Consider the following 12,828-nt stretch of genomic DNA (forward strand, 5'->3'; position numbering starts at 1 on the left):
TCACGCATCGACCCCGGCGCACGCTAGCAGCGTCCGGGGGCTGCACTCAAGCGATGCTGATCATGAGACCACCCCGCGGGGCCGGAGCGGGGCCCGTTCCAGGTCGCTGACCAGGTCGGATCTGGTCATTGCCAACTGCCGGGCCGCGAGTACGGCCGCACGGACGATCAGCACCGGCGTATAGAGATCTTTGTCATGCCACAGTGGAGGATATTCGCCCTGACCGTCCAGTTCGGTCAGAGCGCGTAGCCCACGACCGATCGCCTCCGCCGCGCCCGGTCGCGCCGGTCGGCGCACCCCCAGCAGCACGTGCAGGGCGTACGCCGTCTCCTCCGCAGTGCCCGCCCAGCGTCCCCAGGCCCCGTCCGCCCGCTGGGTGGCGACCAACCAGTCGACGGCACGGTCCACCGCCGCTCCACCGGCGCCGGCCGGTGCGTACCGGTCGAGGGCTATCACGACGCACGAGGTGGCGTAGTACGGCGACGCGTGCCAACGGTCCGCCCAGGAGCCGTCGGGCTGCTGCTCGTCACTCAGCCATCCGGCGAGCGCCGCCAGACGGCCGCCGTAGCGGCTCGCAGCCGCCGACGTGTGCCGGGCATGCCAGCCGAGCGCCTCCAGCACGTGCGCGTTCGTGGTGACCGACCGCCCGTCCTCACCCTGCCAGGTGCAGAAGTGGCTGCCGACGTCGAAGTGGAGCAGGCTCGCCGGGTCCGCCGGGTGACCGAGGCGGGCGAGAGCGTAGAGCGTGACCGAGGTGGTGTCCGCGTCGGCCGGTAACCCTGGCCCGGTCGACGTGCCCTGCGGCCCGAGTGCGGCGGTCAACTCGGCGACGAGCTTCGGCGCAGGCCGGACCGACACACCCGCTCGGGCCAGACTGCTCAGCGCCCAGGCCCGCTCGAACGCCGTGATCGGCGTACAACAGGGAACCGGCCCGCGGAGAGGGCCGACGGCCGCCCGCAGGTAGGCCAGGGCCTCCGGGTCGGCGCCGGGTGTCGCCGGGTCGCCGATCCAGGCGGCCGTGGCCGCGGGCGAGGCACCGACCGCCCCGGCGACCGGGGAGACGCCGGCGTGCCCGCGCGCGACCGGCCCGAGCACCTCGAAGGCGTGCAGCAGCTTCTGCGGCACCGGACGTCCGCTGCCCACCAGCGCGTGTACCGCGTTCAGCCGCCGTCGGTCCACGCCGGGCAGGGCACGGACCCCGTCGGCGAACCTCCGATCGTCGCGTACGGCGAAGGCGGTGAGATGGTCGTTGATCCGTTCCACCAGGGCCGGCACGATGAGGTCGGCCGCCGGTGTGTCCGGGAGCGGCACGCCCCCGGAGAGCCAGCCGACGAGCACACCCAACCCGCGGCTGGCGGCGACGGCCAGGCCGGACGGGGCGGGGGCATGGGTGCCGCGCAGAGTGCCGAGCAGTGCTTCCACGGCGCTCAGGGTCGGCACCACGGCGTAACCGCCCGCGCCACCCCAACCGCCGTCGGGGCGCTGGGCGTCCAGCAGATACCGCAGCCGCCGGTCGTGCCCGGCGAGCCACGGCACGTCGGCGACGACCCTGCCGGTCTCGTACACCGACGGCGTGACCCGGCCCGCCGGCTCGAACACCATCGCGGCGAGCAACTCCCGGGCCGATGCCGCGACCTCCGACTCGTCCCGGGTGTCGGCCGCTGGTGCGGTGGTCACAGCACCCCCCAGAAGTCGGTCGACCGGTAGAAGCCCGTGCTGAAGCCGACCTGGCGGGCGAGGTAGTCGGCCTGCACCGGGCAGGTCGGTCGCAGCCGGTCGAGCAGCTCGCGGGCGTACGCCACCAGCTCGCTGATCCGGCGTTCGACGTCGGCCCGCTCCGACACCAACATCAACGCGTTGAGGTCACCCCACCGCTTGTCGCGTTCGTAGCTGGCCAGGTCGTTGACGAGTCGGAGGATCCGCTGCACCTGGTCGCTGGCCGCGACGAGCGCGTCGAGGTGGGCCAGCGTCGCGGGATCGTCGGAGTGGATCCAGTGCACGACGTTGACCACCGTGCAGGCCAGGTTCGGCGCATTGGCCAGGTACTCGTCAAGGGTGGGCAGCACCCCGGTATCGGCGGTCTGCTTCCAGTCCCACTCCCGCGCCATCGCGTCGAGCATCGTTCGCAACTCGTTGCGCCACACCACCCCGTGGGTCGCGTACGCCGGCACGGCGGCCAGCTCGTCGTGCAACTCGGCGAGAAAGCGGCCGAGAGAGTCGTCCGCCGCCGGTCGCCCGCCGCCGGCCACCGCGAGACAGCTCTCCGTCAACCGGTCGATCTCCCCACGGGTACGCGCCTCGTGGTCGACGAGCCAGTCGACCGCGAAGCCCCAGAGCACGGCCCGGTTCATGACCCGCAACTGGTCGAGGTCCGCCCAGGGCGCCCCGAACGCGATCGCCATCGCCACGTTGCCGAACAGCGCCGGGTCGAACGGTCGCGGCGGAAAGAGATCGGGGTACGCCGCAGCACGTTCGGCCAGGTCACGTTGGCCCTTCGCGGCGAGGGCACAGATCCGCCCCTGCTCGGCGGCCAGCGCCATCTGGTCGCCACTGCGCGCCGGCAGCGACGCGAGCCCGGAGCTCATGCGGAGACACTCCGTACCGGCCGCAGGGTCACCTCGACACGCTCAAGGGGCCGTAGCGCGGCTGCCACCTTGATACCGGGCAGAGCTTGCCGCTCCAGGCGGAACCGGAAGCGGCTCAGCACGGTGGCCACGATCAGCATCGCCTCCAGATAGAACAGGTGCATGCCGATGCACTGGTGCGGGCCGCCGCCGAACGGGAAGTGCGCGTACCGGTGCCGGTCGCGGACCTGCTCGGGGTCGAAGCGGTCCGGGTCGAAGACCTCGGGCCGGTCCCAGAACGCGGACATCCGGTGGGTGATCAGCGGGCTGACCACGAGGGTTGCGCCGGCCTCGATGCGGACGCCGCCGATCACGTCGGCTTCCACCGCGCGGCGTGGGAAGAGCCAGCCGATCGGATAGAGCCGCAGCAGTTCGTCGAGCACCTGCCGGGTGTAGCGCAGCTCGCGTAGGTGCTCGCGTCGTACCGGCGCGTCGCCGACCACCCGGTCGATCTCCTCGTACAGTCGCTCGGCGATCTGCTCATCCTGGGCGATGTGCGGCCAGAGCCAGGTCAGTACGCTGATCGTGGTCTCGGTGGTGGTGGCGACCATGGAGACGGTGTCGTCACGGACCTGCCGCTCGCCGAGCTGGCCACCTGACTCCGTGCGGCCCCGCCACAGCGTGGCGATGATGTCGTCGCCGTCGGTCTCGGCCGTCTTCCGGGCGGCTCGGACGATCGGGAGCAGGGTGTCGTCGATGAGTCGTACGGCCTGACGAAACGCCCGGTCGCCCGGCATCGGCATGGCCAACGGCGCCCACGGCACCATCAGCCGGGGCATCACCGACCAGGCGATCGCGTCCTGCGCCTTCATGATGCGCATCGCTTGCGGCACCGAGATCTTGTCGGCGAAGAAGACCCGCATGATCGCCGAGCAGACGACCTGTGCCTGCACGGTGCCCATGTCGACGGGCCGGCCGGCGCGGGCCGGCTCGTCCAGGTCGTCGACCGCTTCCTCGATCGCCTCGGCCAGCTGGTCCACCAGCGAGTCGACGCGTCGAGCGGTGAACAGCGGCTGGAGTACGTGACGGCTGTTCCTCCAGTAGTCGCCGTCACTGAGGATGCCGTCACCGAACAGTCGCTTCAGCGGACGCCACTGGAGGCCGTCGCCGGCGCGGACGTAGTTGTCGGCCTTCTCGCGCAGAACCCGCTGCAGGTGCTCCGGCCGGGTGACCAGGTAGGGCCGGAACGCACCCAGACTGAGCTTCACCACCTCGCCCTGCGACCGCTCGCCCATCTCCACCAGGGTGCGGGCCGGATCGCGGAACAGGTTGGGAACCACGTGGCGCAGCGGAATGGAGCGCGCTCGTCGTGGCTGAACCGGCACTGTGTGAGGTGCTACCACGGGAACCGACTCTCCCTTGTGGATACTTGGCGTTGCCGAACGACTCCGCGGAGTTGGGTGTTCGTGGAGCATGCCACCGATTCGTCGCCTGCCTCTAGACGAGTTACGTGAAATTTTCACGCGCAAGGATTACGTCTCCGCAGGATCGGCACGACACGAGGTTCGACTACCACAGATCCCGCAGGTGGCAGTGCCCCGCGACCACCAGTTGGCATCCTTGAACCTCGATAGTGATGAACATCACTATCGGCCAGCCGGGGCGGGCCCGTCGCGGGAGTCGCGATTCTCCCGGGGGCCGCGTCCCGCGTCACCCGCGCTCTGCACGCCGACCCGGCGGAACGACAGAATCCGGGCGACACCCGGCACCCTGTGCCAGGCTCTTGTCATGGACGACAAGACCATCCTGAACCGGATCTCCGAACTGGTAGACGAGGAACACAAGCTACGTGCCCAGGCCCAGGCCCACGAGTCGGGCACCGAGGGCGAGGCCAGCGAGCGACTGCGCGCTCTGGAGGAGTCCCTCGACCAGTGCTGGGACCTGCTGCGCCGCCGCCGGGCCGCCCGGGACACCCACGGCGACCCGGACGCCCAGGGCGAACGCCCCAAGCCCGAGGTGGAGCGCTACCTGCAGTGACGGTGGGGTGGGTCGGGCGGTCCTACCGCCCGACCCGCTCCGATCAGCGGACCCCGGCCTCGCGCAGCAACTCCCCGGTCAGGGTGGCGGGATCGGCCTGCTCGGTGGGCAGACCCCGGGCCGCGAACCAGGCGCCGACCACCCGCACGTCCCGGGCCAGGAACTCCGGACCCTGCGGGTTGGCCACCACGTCGACCACCTGCGGCAGGTCGATCACGACCAGCCGCCCCCGATGCACGAGCAGGTTGTACGGCGACAGGTCGCCGTGCGCGTAGCCGGCCCGGGCCAGCACCCGCAGCGCCTCCACCAGCTGTGCCCACAGGTCACGCAGCTCGGCCGGGGCGGGTCGCAGCTGGGCCAGCCGGGGAGCGGCCTGCCCCGACTCGGCGTCGCCGACGAACTCCAGCATCAGCTCGGTGCCCCGTAGCTGCACCGGGTACGGCACGGCGATCCGGTCGTGCCCGGCACCGATCTCCCAGAGCCGGGCCAGCGCGGCGAACTCCGCCGCCGCCCACTGCCCGGCGATCATCTGCCGGCCGAACGCCGTGCGGCCGGCCATCGCCCGGTTCTCCCGGGATCGGCGTACGCGACGTCCCTCCAGGTAACCGGCGTCGCGGTGGAACAACCGGTGCTCGGGGTCGCGGTAGCGTTTGACCGCCAGCAGGCAGGACCGGTCGGTGTCGGGCACCGCCCGACGGACCAGGTGGACGTCCGCTTCCTTGCCGGTCTTCAGCACACCCAGTTCGGTGTCGCGGGCGGCCAACTCGGTGACCAGCCAGGCTGGGTGGGGCTCCGGACCGTGCACGGCGTCGTCCCAGGACGACCAGCGGTCGCCGGTGTCCGGGTCAGGTTCGCCGTCCGGGTCCGCGGGCGGCTCGGTGGGCCGCCCACGCTTCAGGAATTGTGGTTCGTCGTCGTCGAAGCGGCTCTTGCCGCGGCTCCTGCGCTCAAGCGCCGGAAGGTCGTGATCGCGCACTGTGGTGAGGTTCCCTTGGTCGAGGCTGAGTAGGCGGCTGGAAGCGACCTGCGAAGACGGCCATGACCGACCCCCTCTCCTCGACCGGGCCAACGCCCGGGATGCACGATGCGCCGACAATGCTCGCGACCACGCGGCAGCCGGTCAACCGAATTACCCCGCCGCCCGGCGGGGAGGACTCCTCAGCGGGCGAGCACGGTGGCGACCGCGGCGATCAGCCCGTCCACTGTGCGGCTCGGCGCGAACCGGACGTCCGACCAGGTGCGCCCCCGGTGCAGCCAGACACTGGGCAGCCCGACCGCGGCGGCGCCACCGATGTCCGCCTCCGGGCTGTCGCCGACCACCCAGGCGCCGCGCAGCGGCATCCGGACCCGCTGGGCGGCGAGCGCGAAGATCCGCGGGTTGGGCTTGCTGACACCGGCCTCCTCGGAGATCACCCAGTCCGCGACGTACCGGTCCAGGCCGGTCTGACGGATCTTGGCGTCCTCCACGCGTACCGTGCCGTTGCAGACCACCACCGGCACCCAACCGGCGTCGTCGGCGATCCGCAGCGCGCAGGCGGTCAGCGGGTCGAGCCGGGTCTGCGCCACCACCCCGTCGTGCAGCTCCTCCACCAGGTCGATCGAGGGAATGCGCAGCTCGTAGCGGTCCCGAATGGCGTCGGCGAGATCCCAACGGTCGGTCAGACCGTCGGCGTCGATCGAGACCAGCCAGTCGATGTCGGTGTGGGGCGCGCCGATGCCATCCAGGAAGCGCTCACCCCAGCGGCGGAACGGCCCGGCCCGATCCAGCAGGGTGTTGTCCAGGTCCAGCAGGAGCAGTGGCACTCGGGCACCCTACGGGACCGACGTGTCCGCCAACAGAGCCTGCGGGTTTCGACCTCACGACGTGCTCAGCCGGACATCGACACCCGGGCGCCGCCCTGGTCCGGCAGTCGATCGGCGAGCATCGAATGAGCCGCCCGGGTGGCCGCGAGCACTGTGGGATCCAGCGTCGCCACGAGCACCGCCGTGCCCCCGTCGGCGGCCCGGGCCAGCACCCGTCCCTGCGGGTCGTAGATCGCGGCGCCACCGTTGAACCGCCACGGGTCGACGCCGCCGACCGCGTTGGCGAAGACCACGAACATCGTGTTGTCCAGGGCCCGCGCCGCGTAGTAGAGGTCCCGGCGGTGCTCGGAGCCGGCCAGGTATCCACTGGGGCACAGGTAGGCGTGCGCGCCGTCCAACGCGGCGGCCCGCCCGTGCTCGGGGAAACAGCCGTCGTAGCAGATGCCGAGCCCGAGCCGCCAGCCGTCGACGAGCAGCGTGGCACCCCGACCGCCGGCGCTGAACAACTCGCGTTCGTCGCCCCACAGTTGCTGCTTGTCGTACCCGACCCGCACCTCGCCGGCCCGGTCCACCACGAGCGCGGCGATGGTCCGCCGGCCGTCCGGGTGCCGGGCGGCGGCGCCGACCAGCGCGGTGACACCGGCCTCGCGCGTCGCGGCCCGCAGCGGGTCGAGCCGGGCATCCGCGACCAGCCCGGCCGGATCGGCCGCGACGTCCGTGCCGGCCGGGTCGGCGGCAAGGGTCGGCGGGTGGTACGCGCAGAGGAACAGCTCGGGCAGCACGGCCACCCGGGCACCCCGCTCCCCGGCCCGGCGGACCAGGTCGGCAGCGGCGATCGCGTTGCCGGCGACGTCACCCGGCATCGGCGTGGCCTGGACGGTGGCCACGGTCAGCGGGGCGGTGGGGACGGTGGGCGGCGAGGTCACCGGGCGATGGTAGTCGACAAGCTCCCAAGCCGTACGTACGGTTTGCGTGACCGGGGGTGACCTGCAACGATCGACGCGTGCCCAGAGTAAGTCAGGACCAGCTCGACGCGCGCCGGCAGGAGATCCTTGCCGCCGCCCGGGCGTGTTTCGCCCGGCTCGGCTACGAGGGGGCGACCGTCCGCCGCCTCGAGGAGGCCACCGGCCTGTCCCGTGGCGCCATCTTCCACCACTTCCGCGACAAGGACTCGCTCTTCCTGGCCGTCGCCGAGGACGACGCCGCGGCCATGGTCGAGACGGTGGCCCGCAACGGTCTGGTGCAGGTGATGCGTGACCTGCTCGCCCGCGCCGTCTCCCCGGACACCACCGGCTGGCTGGGCAGCCAACTGGAGGTCTCCCGCCGCCTGCGCACCGACCCGGCGTTCGCCAAGCGGTGGGCGGAGCGGTCCGCCGCTATCGCCGAGGCGACCCGCGACCGGCTGGCCCGCCAACGCGACGCCGGGGTGCTGCGCGAGGACGTCCCGATCGACGTGCTGGCCCAGTTCCTGGAGCTGGCCTACGACGGCCTCGTGCTGCACCTGGCCATGGGGCGGCCGGCCGGTGACCTGGGCCCGGTGCTCGACCTGGTCGAGGAGGCGGTCCGCCGCCACTGACCGCGCGGGCACCGGTCGGTCGACCGTGGCGTGGCTGCTCCACAATGGGGCCGCCGATCCCTCCGGTGACAGGAGCAGCCGATGATCGTCCACGCCGCGTCCCGCGACACCTGGGGCATCCCCGGCCCGACCTTCCTCCGGTTCTACCTGCTGGCGACGGCCGTGGTGGTGGCCGTCGCGGTGTACCACCGGGTCCGTCTGGCGGCCGGGTCGAACGCGGCCATGACCGTCGGTCCCCTCGGGCCACAGCAGGTCGCGTACCTCAACGGTGGACCCCGACTCGCCGTACACGCCGCACTCGGCGGACTGCGCGGCAGCGGCGCGATCGGTGTACGGCCGGACCGCCGACTGACCACCATCGGGGCCGCACCGACCGGGCTGACCCCACTCGACCAGGCCATCCACTGGGCCGCGCACCAGCACGCCCGGGTCGGGGACCTGCCGCAGGACGAGCGCGTACGCGTCGCGCTGCACCAGATCCGCGACGGCCTGGAGCAGCGGGGCCTGCTGACCGACGACACGCAACGCGCGCGTGCCCGCTTCTGGACCACACTCCTGATCGCCCTGCTGGGCCTCGGCGTGCTCCGGCTGGTCTCCGGCCTGTTCAGCGGTCACCCGGTCGGCTACCTGTTGCTCATTCTGGCCACGCTTCTGATCGTCACGCTGGTGCTGCGCCGGCCGCCGGTGCTCACCCGGGCCGGTCGGTCCGCGTTGCGCGGGGTACGCCGCGAGCACACGCACCTCGCCCCGGCCTCCGCCCCGGCCTACGCGACCTACGGAGCGGCCGGCGCGGCGATGGGCGTGGCGCTGTACGGCACCGCCTCGCTCTGGGCGCTCGACCCCGGCTTCGCCGAGCAGGCCGAGATCCAGCGCCAGGCCGCCTCGGGCAGCGGCTGGACGGGAGGCTCCGACGGATCCTCGGGTGGGGGCGACAGCTCCGGTTCGGACGGCGGCAGCTCCTGCGGCGGCGGAGGCGGCTGCGGCGGAGGCGGAGGGTGCGGCGGATGACCGGGCCGTCCGGGATCGGCATCGGTTGGCGTCCGGAGATCGCCGGCTTCGTGGCCGACCTGCCCGGCCTTCGGTTCGTCGAGGTGGTGGCCGAGGCGGTGCCCGCATCCGGGCCGCTCCCGCCGGGCTTGGCACAGCTACGCGAACGCGCGGTGACCGTCGTACCCCACGGGGTGCGGCTGTCCCTCGGCGGCGCCGAGCCGGTCGACCCGGCCCGGGTCGCCCACCTGGCCGCGGTGGCGCAAGCCCTGGACGCCCCGCTGGTCAGCGAGCACATCGCGTTCGTCCGGGCCGGCGGCCTGGAGGCCGGGCACCTGCTCCCGCTGCCGCGCAACCGGGAGGCGGTCGACGCGGTCTGCGCCAACGTGGCCCGGGCCCAGGCCGAGCTGCCGGTGCCGATCGCGCTGGAACCGATCGCCGCGTTGCTCGAGTGGCCCGACGACGAGTTGGACGAGGCGGACTTCCTCACCGAGATCCTGGACCGGACCGGGGCCCTGCTGCTGCTCGACGTCGCCAACGTGCACGCCAACGCCCACAACCGGGGCGGCGACCCGCTCGCGTTGCTGGACCGTCTGCCGCTGGAGCGGATCGCGTACGTCCACGTGGCCGGCGGCGCCGAACACGGCGGCTTCTACCACGACACCCACACCGATCCGGTGCCGGCGGCGGTGCTGGAACTGGTCGGAGCGCTCTGCGCCCGGCAGCGACCGCCAGCGCTGCTGCTGGAACGGGACGGCCACTACCCGCCGGCGGCCGTACTCCGCTCCGAACTGGACGCCCTGGCCAGCACCGCCGGCTTTCCGGCCGTCACATGACGGGCACCGCGCCTCGTGCGGGGCTCGCCGAGCGGCAGGCCGAGCTGGTCGCGGCGCTGGTCGCCGGAGGTCCGCCGCCGGCGGGGTTCGCCCCGGGCCCGCTGGCCGCCACCCGCACCGCCCTGCTGCGCAAACGGGCCGGCGACGTGGCCCGGCACTGGCCGCTCCTCGCCGCCGGCCTCGGCCCGGGATGGTCGGCGACGTTCGCCGGCTGGGCCGCCCGGCGGCCCACCGCCGGGTCGGTGCGCGACGGTTGGGACCTGGCCCGCGCGCTACACGACAAGGGGGCGCTGCCCCCGGCCGCCGCCGAGGAACTGGCCGTTCGGGAGGCGCGCCTGCGCTACGACGGCCGGCGAGCGCCACGTCCACGCCGGATGCCGGCGGTGGGCCGCGCCGGCGGGGCCGTGGCGGTGCAGGTCGCCGGCCGGGTACGTCTGCTGCGCCCCGCCCCGCGGGTGTCCACCCGTGCTGGCGACGCCGTACCGGATGCGGCAGGATCGGAGTTATGGATCTCGGACTGACCGACCGCGTGTACGTCCTCACCGGCGCCTCCCGCGGTCTGGGTTACGCGACCGCGCAGAGCCTGGTCGCAGACGGTGCACGGGTGGTGCTCTCGGCACGGGACCCGGACGCGGTGGCCGCCGCCGCAGAGCAGCTGGGTGGCCCGGAGCACGCCGTCGGGCTGACCGCCGACCTGACCGACCCGGAGACCCCGGAGCAACTCGTCGAGGCAGCCCGGGAGCACTTCGGTCGGCTCGACGGCGCGTTGATCTCGGTCGGCGGCCCGCCGGCGGGCAACGCCGCGGCGATCACCGACGAGCAGTGGCGACTCTCCTTCGAGACCGTCTTCCTGGGCACCATCCGCGCGGTGCGCACGGTCGCCAACGCGCTGCCCGAGGGCGGCGCGATCGGGCTGGTGCTCTCCACCTCGGCGCGTGGCCCGGTGCCCGGTCTCGGCATCTCCAACGGGCTGCGGCCCGGCCTGGTCGGGGCAGCCAAGGACATCGCCGACGACTACGGCCCACGCGGGGTACGCGTGGTCGGCCTGCTACCCGGCCGGATCATGACCGACCGCAATCGGCAACTCTTCGCCGCGACCGGCGACCCGGATCGCGCCCGCGCCGAGGCGGAGGCCAACATCCCGCTGCGCCGGCTCGGCGACCCGGCCGAGTTCGGTCGGGTGGCCGCGTTCGTGCTCTCCCCCGCCGCGAGCTACCTCACCGGAATCACCCTCCCGGTCGACGGCGGCGCGCTACGCGGGCTGTGACCCCCGACCCGGCCACGCACCCCCGACCGACCAGGGCGGACCTGGCCGCCGCCACCGACCGGACCATCGAGGACGTGCTCGCGCCACGGTTGTCGGTGCTCTTCGTCGGGATCAACCCCGGTCTCTGGTCGGCCGCCACCGGCTGGCACTTCGCCCGCCCGGGCAACCGGTTCTGGCCGGCGCTGCACCTGGGCGGGTTCACCCCTCGGCTGCTGCACCCCAGCGAGCAGGGCGAGCTGCCCGCCCTCGGCCTCGGCATCACCAACATGGCCGCCCGGGCCAGCGCCCGCGCGGACGAGCTGAGCAGCGACGAACTGCTCGACGGGGCGGCGATCCTGACCGACAAGGTGAGCCGGTACCGGCCGCACTGGGTGGCGGTGGTGGGGGTGACCGCGTACCGGATCGGTTTTCAGCGGCCGAAGGCCGCCTTCGGCCCGCAACCGGAGTTGCTGGCCGGCGCTCGGCTGTGGGTGCTGCCCAACCCGAGCGGCCTGAACGCGCACTTCACCCCGGTCACCCTGGGCGCCGCGTTCGCCGAGCTGCGGATGTCCACGGGTCTGCCGGACCGCCGCCCGGCCTGAGGCTGTCGTCACCGCTCCGGGCAGGGAAGTTCCGCTCAACAGCGGTGGATTCGCTGGCAAGGTGATCCGGATGACCGCCCAAACTCACTGGCAGGCGTGGCACGAACCCTACGCCGATGCAACGTCCCCCTTGTCGCGTCGACTGCGGCTGGTGCAACAGCACATCGCCTGGTGGCTTGATCAGCGTTCAGGCGAACGGCTGACTGTGGTGAGCGCGTGCGCGGGGCAGGGCCATGACCTCATCGGGGTCCTTGCCGCACGGCCTGACGCTCATCGAATACACGGCACCCTGCTTGAGTACGACACGGGCAACGTCTCCGCCGCACAAGCCGCCGCCGATCAGGCCGGGCTCCCCAATCTCGTCATCAAACAGTCCGACGCGGGTCAGCTCTCTTCATACATCGGGGCAGTTCCGGCCGATCTGGTGCTTATGGTCGGAGTCTTCGGCAATACCTCGGACGCCGACATACGGCGAACGATCGCTGCCCTACCCCAGCTGTGCGCGGCGGGTGCCATGGTGATCTGGACCAGGACGCGACGGGCACCGGACCTGACGCCAGCCGTGCGGGGATGGCTTTCGAACATTGGCTTCGTGGAGGCGGCGTTCCACGCTCCGGACGACACGCGATTTTCCGTCGGCGTCCACCTGTTTGGAGGCACGCCGCAGCCCCTGAGTGCCAGGGGAAAGATCTTTACTTTCCTGAAGTGACGAGAATGCGCTGGGTTAGTCGATGCCGCTCCGCGATCCGACGTCGAGGGTGGCGCCCGAGCGCTGGCCTGCTGCCGTGCCTGAGGCGGACCGGCGAGAGGTCGGGGTGCGCCTGCCAGGACGCAGGGAGCCGACCACGTGGGAGGGGTTATCGGGCGGCGTGGGTGTGCGATGAGCACCCACAGCCCGGTCCTGCTGATCTGGAGCTGCGGCGGCTGCGACCTGCCCTGGCCCTGCCCGACCCGCAGGCGGGAGCTACGTGCGGAGTACGCCGACACGCCGGTGTCGCTGGCCCTCTACCTCGGCTCCTACCTCGTCCAGCCCGCCGAGGAGATGCCCTGGGCGCCAGTCGGCGCGCTGCACCCCCGGTTCATCGGTTGGACCAGACAGCCGCCGGAAGCCCCAGCAGGCCGATCGACCTCGGACGACACTCGATCCGACCGGCTTGCCGACAGCCCGAACTAACGG

General features: G+C 72.6%; 15 protein-coding genes. 9 read left to right on the forward strand and 6 right to left on the reverse strand.

Annotation, left to right across the window (positions count from 1 at the left end):
• Window positions 1–60: 60 nt before the first annotated feature.
• The 3 genes from O7614_RS23465 to O7614_RS23475 are packed head-to-tail and all read right to left on the reverse strand — an operon-like array spanning window position 61 to window position 3,859.
• A complete protein-coding gene (locus O7614_RS23465; protein ID WP_278140629.1) occupies window positions 61–1,677 on the reverse strand; it encodes a prenyltransferase/squalene oxidase repeat-containing protein in 1,617 nt (538 codons plus the stop codon).
• Window positions 1,674–2,585, reverse strand: coding sequence for a terpene synthase (locus tag O7614_RS23470; RefSeq protein ID WP_278140630.1), 912 nt, complete (start codon window positions 2,583–2,585; stop codon window positions 1,674–1,676). Before O7614_RS23470 ends, O7614_RS23465 begins: the two co-directional genes overlap by 4 nt.
• Entirely contained in the window at window positions 2,582–3,859 is a 1,278-nt protein-coding gene (locus O7614_RS23475; RefSeq protein WP_278142349.1) for a cytochrome P450, read from the reverse strand. The genes O7614_RS23470 and O7614_RS23475 overlap by 4 nt, the downstream gene beginning before the upstream one ends.
• A 493-nt stretch (window positions 3,860–4,352) precedes the next feature.
• On the opposite strand from O7614_RS23475, the gene O7614_RS23480 reads away from it, so the two are divergent.
• The gene (locus tag O7614_RS23480; protein ID WP_278140631.1) at window positions 4,353–4,601 is read left to right on the forward strand and encodes a DUF2630 family protein; all 249 of its coding nucleotides are present in this window, start codon (window positions 4,353–4,355) and stop codon (window positions 4,599–4,601) included.
• Between the two features lie 43 nt (window positions 4,602–4,644).
• Here the strand turns inward: O7614_RS23480 and O7614_RS23485 are convergent, their stop codons facing one another.
• The 3 genes from O7614_RS23485 to O7614_RS23495 all read right to left on the reverse strand — a co-directional run bounded on the left by O7614_RS23485 (window position 4,645) and on the right by O7614_RS23495 (window position 7,330).
• Window positions 4,645–5,577: an RIO1 family regulatory kinase/ATPase gene (locus O7614_RS23485; RefSeq protein WP_278140632.1), complete on the reverse strand. Its 933-nt coding sequence runs from the start codon at window positions 5,575–5,577 to the stop codon at window positions 4,645–4,647.
• A gap of 182 nt (window positions 5,578–5,759) precedes the next feature.
• Entirely contained in the window at window positions 5,760–6,404 is a 645-nt protein-coding gene (locus O7614_RS23490) for an HAD family hydrolase (protein WP_278140633.1), read from the reverse strand.
• Between the two features lie 65 nt (window positions 6,405–6,469).
• Complete coding sequence (locus O7614_RS23495) at window positions 6,470–7,330, reverse strand: carbon-nitrogen hydrolase family protein (RefSeq protein WP_278140634.1); 861 nt, start codon at window positions 7,328–7,330, stop codon at window positions 6,470–6,472.
• Between the two features lie 77 nt (window positions 7,331–7,407).
• On the opposite strand from O7614_RS23495, the gene O7614_RS23500 reads away from it, so the two are divergent.
• The 8 genes from O7614_RS23500 to O7614_RS23535 all read left to right on the forward strand — a co-directional run bounded on the left by O7614_RS23500 (window position 7,408) and on the right by O7614_RS23535 (window position 12,825).
• The gene (locus tag O7614_RS23500) at window positions 7,408–7,980 is read left to right on the forward strand and encodes a TetR/AcrR family transcriptional regulator (RefSeq protein WP_030337284.1); all 573 of its coding nucleotides are present in this window, start codon (window positions 7,408–7,410) and stop codon (window positions 7,978–7,980) included.
• Window positions 7,981–8,061: 81 nt separating this feature from the next.
• Window positions 8,062–8,988 (forward strand): TIGR04222 domain-containing membrane protein, encoded by a 927-nt coding sequence (locus tag O7614_RS23505; RefSeq protein ID WP_278140635.1) that lies wholly within the window; start codon window positions 8,062–8,064, stop codon window positions 8,986–8,988.
• Window positions 8,985–9,803: a DUF692 domain-containing protein gene (locus tag O7614_RS23510; protein WP_278140636.1), complete on the forward strand. Its 819-nt coding sequence runs from the start codon at window positions 8,985–8,987 to the stop codon at window positions 9,801–9,803. The genes O7614_RS23505 and O7614_RS23510 overlap by 4 nt, the downstream gene beginning before the upstream one ends.
• Window positions 9,800–10,324 (forward strand): hypothetical protein, encoded by a 525-nt coding sequence (locus O7614_RS23515; RefSeq protein WP_278140637.1) that lies wholly within the window; start codon window positions 9,800–9,802, stop codon window positions 10,322–10,324. The genes O7614_RS23510 and O7614_RS23515 overlap by 4 nt, the downstream gene beginning before the upstream one ends.
• Window positions 10,309–11,070: an SDR family oxidoreductase gene (locus tag O7614_RS23520; protein WP_278140638.1), complete on the forward strand. Its 762-nt coding sequence runs from the start codon at window positions 10,309–10,311 to the stop codon at window positions 11,068–11,070. The genes O7614_RS23515 and O7614_RS23520 overlap by 16 nt, the downstream gene beginning before the upstream one ends.
• Window positions 11,067–11,651 carry a G/U mismatch-specific DNA glycosylase gene (gene mug, locus O7614_RS23525; RefSeq protein WP_278140639.1) on the forward strand — a complete coding sequence of 195 codons (585 nt, stop codon included), beginning with the start codon at window positions 11,067–11,069 and terminating at the stop codon, window positions 11,649–11,651. Before O7614_RS23520 ends, mug begins: the two co-directional genes overlap by 4 nt.
• Before the next feature lie 70 nt (window positions 11,652–11,721).
• Window positions 11,722–12,360 carry an SAM-dependent methyltransferase gene (locus tag O7614_RS23530; RefSeq protein WP_278140640.1) on the forward strand — a complete coding sequence of 213 codons (639 nt, stop codon included), beginning with the start codon at window positions 11,722–11,724 and terminating at the stop codon, window positions 12,358–12,360.
• A 171-nt stretch (window positions 12,361–12,531) separates the two neighbouring features.
• The gene (locus O7614_RS23535; RefSeq protein ID WP_278140641.1) at window positions 12,532–12,825 is read left to right on the forward strand and encodes a hypothetical protein; all 294 of its coding nucleotides are present in this window, start codon (window positions 12,532–12,534) and stop codon (window positions 12,823–12,825) included.
• The last annotated feature ends 3 nt before the right edge of the window (window positions 12,826–12,828 follow it).

Origin of the sequence: Micromonospora sp. WMMD961, from assembly GCF_029626145.1 — a bacterium.
GTDB lineage: Bacteria > Actinomycetota > Actinomycetes > Mycobacteriales > Micromonosporaceae > Micromonospora.

Excerpts from the sequence above, each read along its gene's own strand:
- O7614_RS23530 (WP_278140640.1), top strand. The coding sequence starts at position 11,722 with ATGACCGCCCAAACTCACTGGCAGGCGTGGCACGAACCCTACGCCGAT.
- O7614_RS23480 (WP_278140631.1), top strand. The coding sequence starts at position 4,353 with ATGGACGACAAGACCATCCTGAACCGGATCTCCGAACTGGTAGACGAG.
- O7614_RS23520 (WP_278140638.1), top strand. The coding sequence starts at position 10,309 with ATGGATCTCGGACTGACCGACCGCGTGTACGTCCTCACCGGCGCCTCC.
- O7614_RS23475 (WP_278142349.1), bottom strand. The coding sequence starts at position 3,859 with ATGGGCGAGCGGTCGCAGGGCGAGGTGGTGAAGCTCAGTCTGGGTGCG.
- O7614_RS23535 (WP_278140641.1), top strand. The coding sequence starts at position 12,532 with ATGAGCACCCACAGCCCGGTCCTGCTGATCTGGAGCTGCGGCGGCTGC.
- O7614_RS23505 (WP_278140635.1), top strand. The coding sequence starts at position 8,062 with ATGATCGTCCACGCCGCGTCCCGCGACACCTGGGGCATCCCCGGCCCG.
- O7614_RS23510 (WP_278140636.1), top strand. The coding sequence starts at position 8,985 with ATGACCGGGCCGTCCGGGATCGGCATCGGTTGGCGTCCGGAGATCGCC.
- O7614_RS23470 (WP_278140630.1), bottom strand. The coding sequence starts at position 2,585 with ATGAGCTCCGGGCTCGCGTCGCTGCCGGCGCGCAGTGGCGACCAGATG.
- O7614_RS23515 (WP_278140637.1), top strand. The coding sequence starts at position 9,800 with ATGACGGGCACCGCGCCTCGTGCGGGGCTCGCCGAGCGGCAGGCCGAG.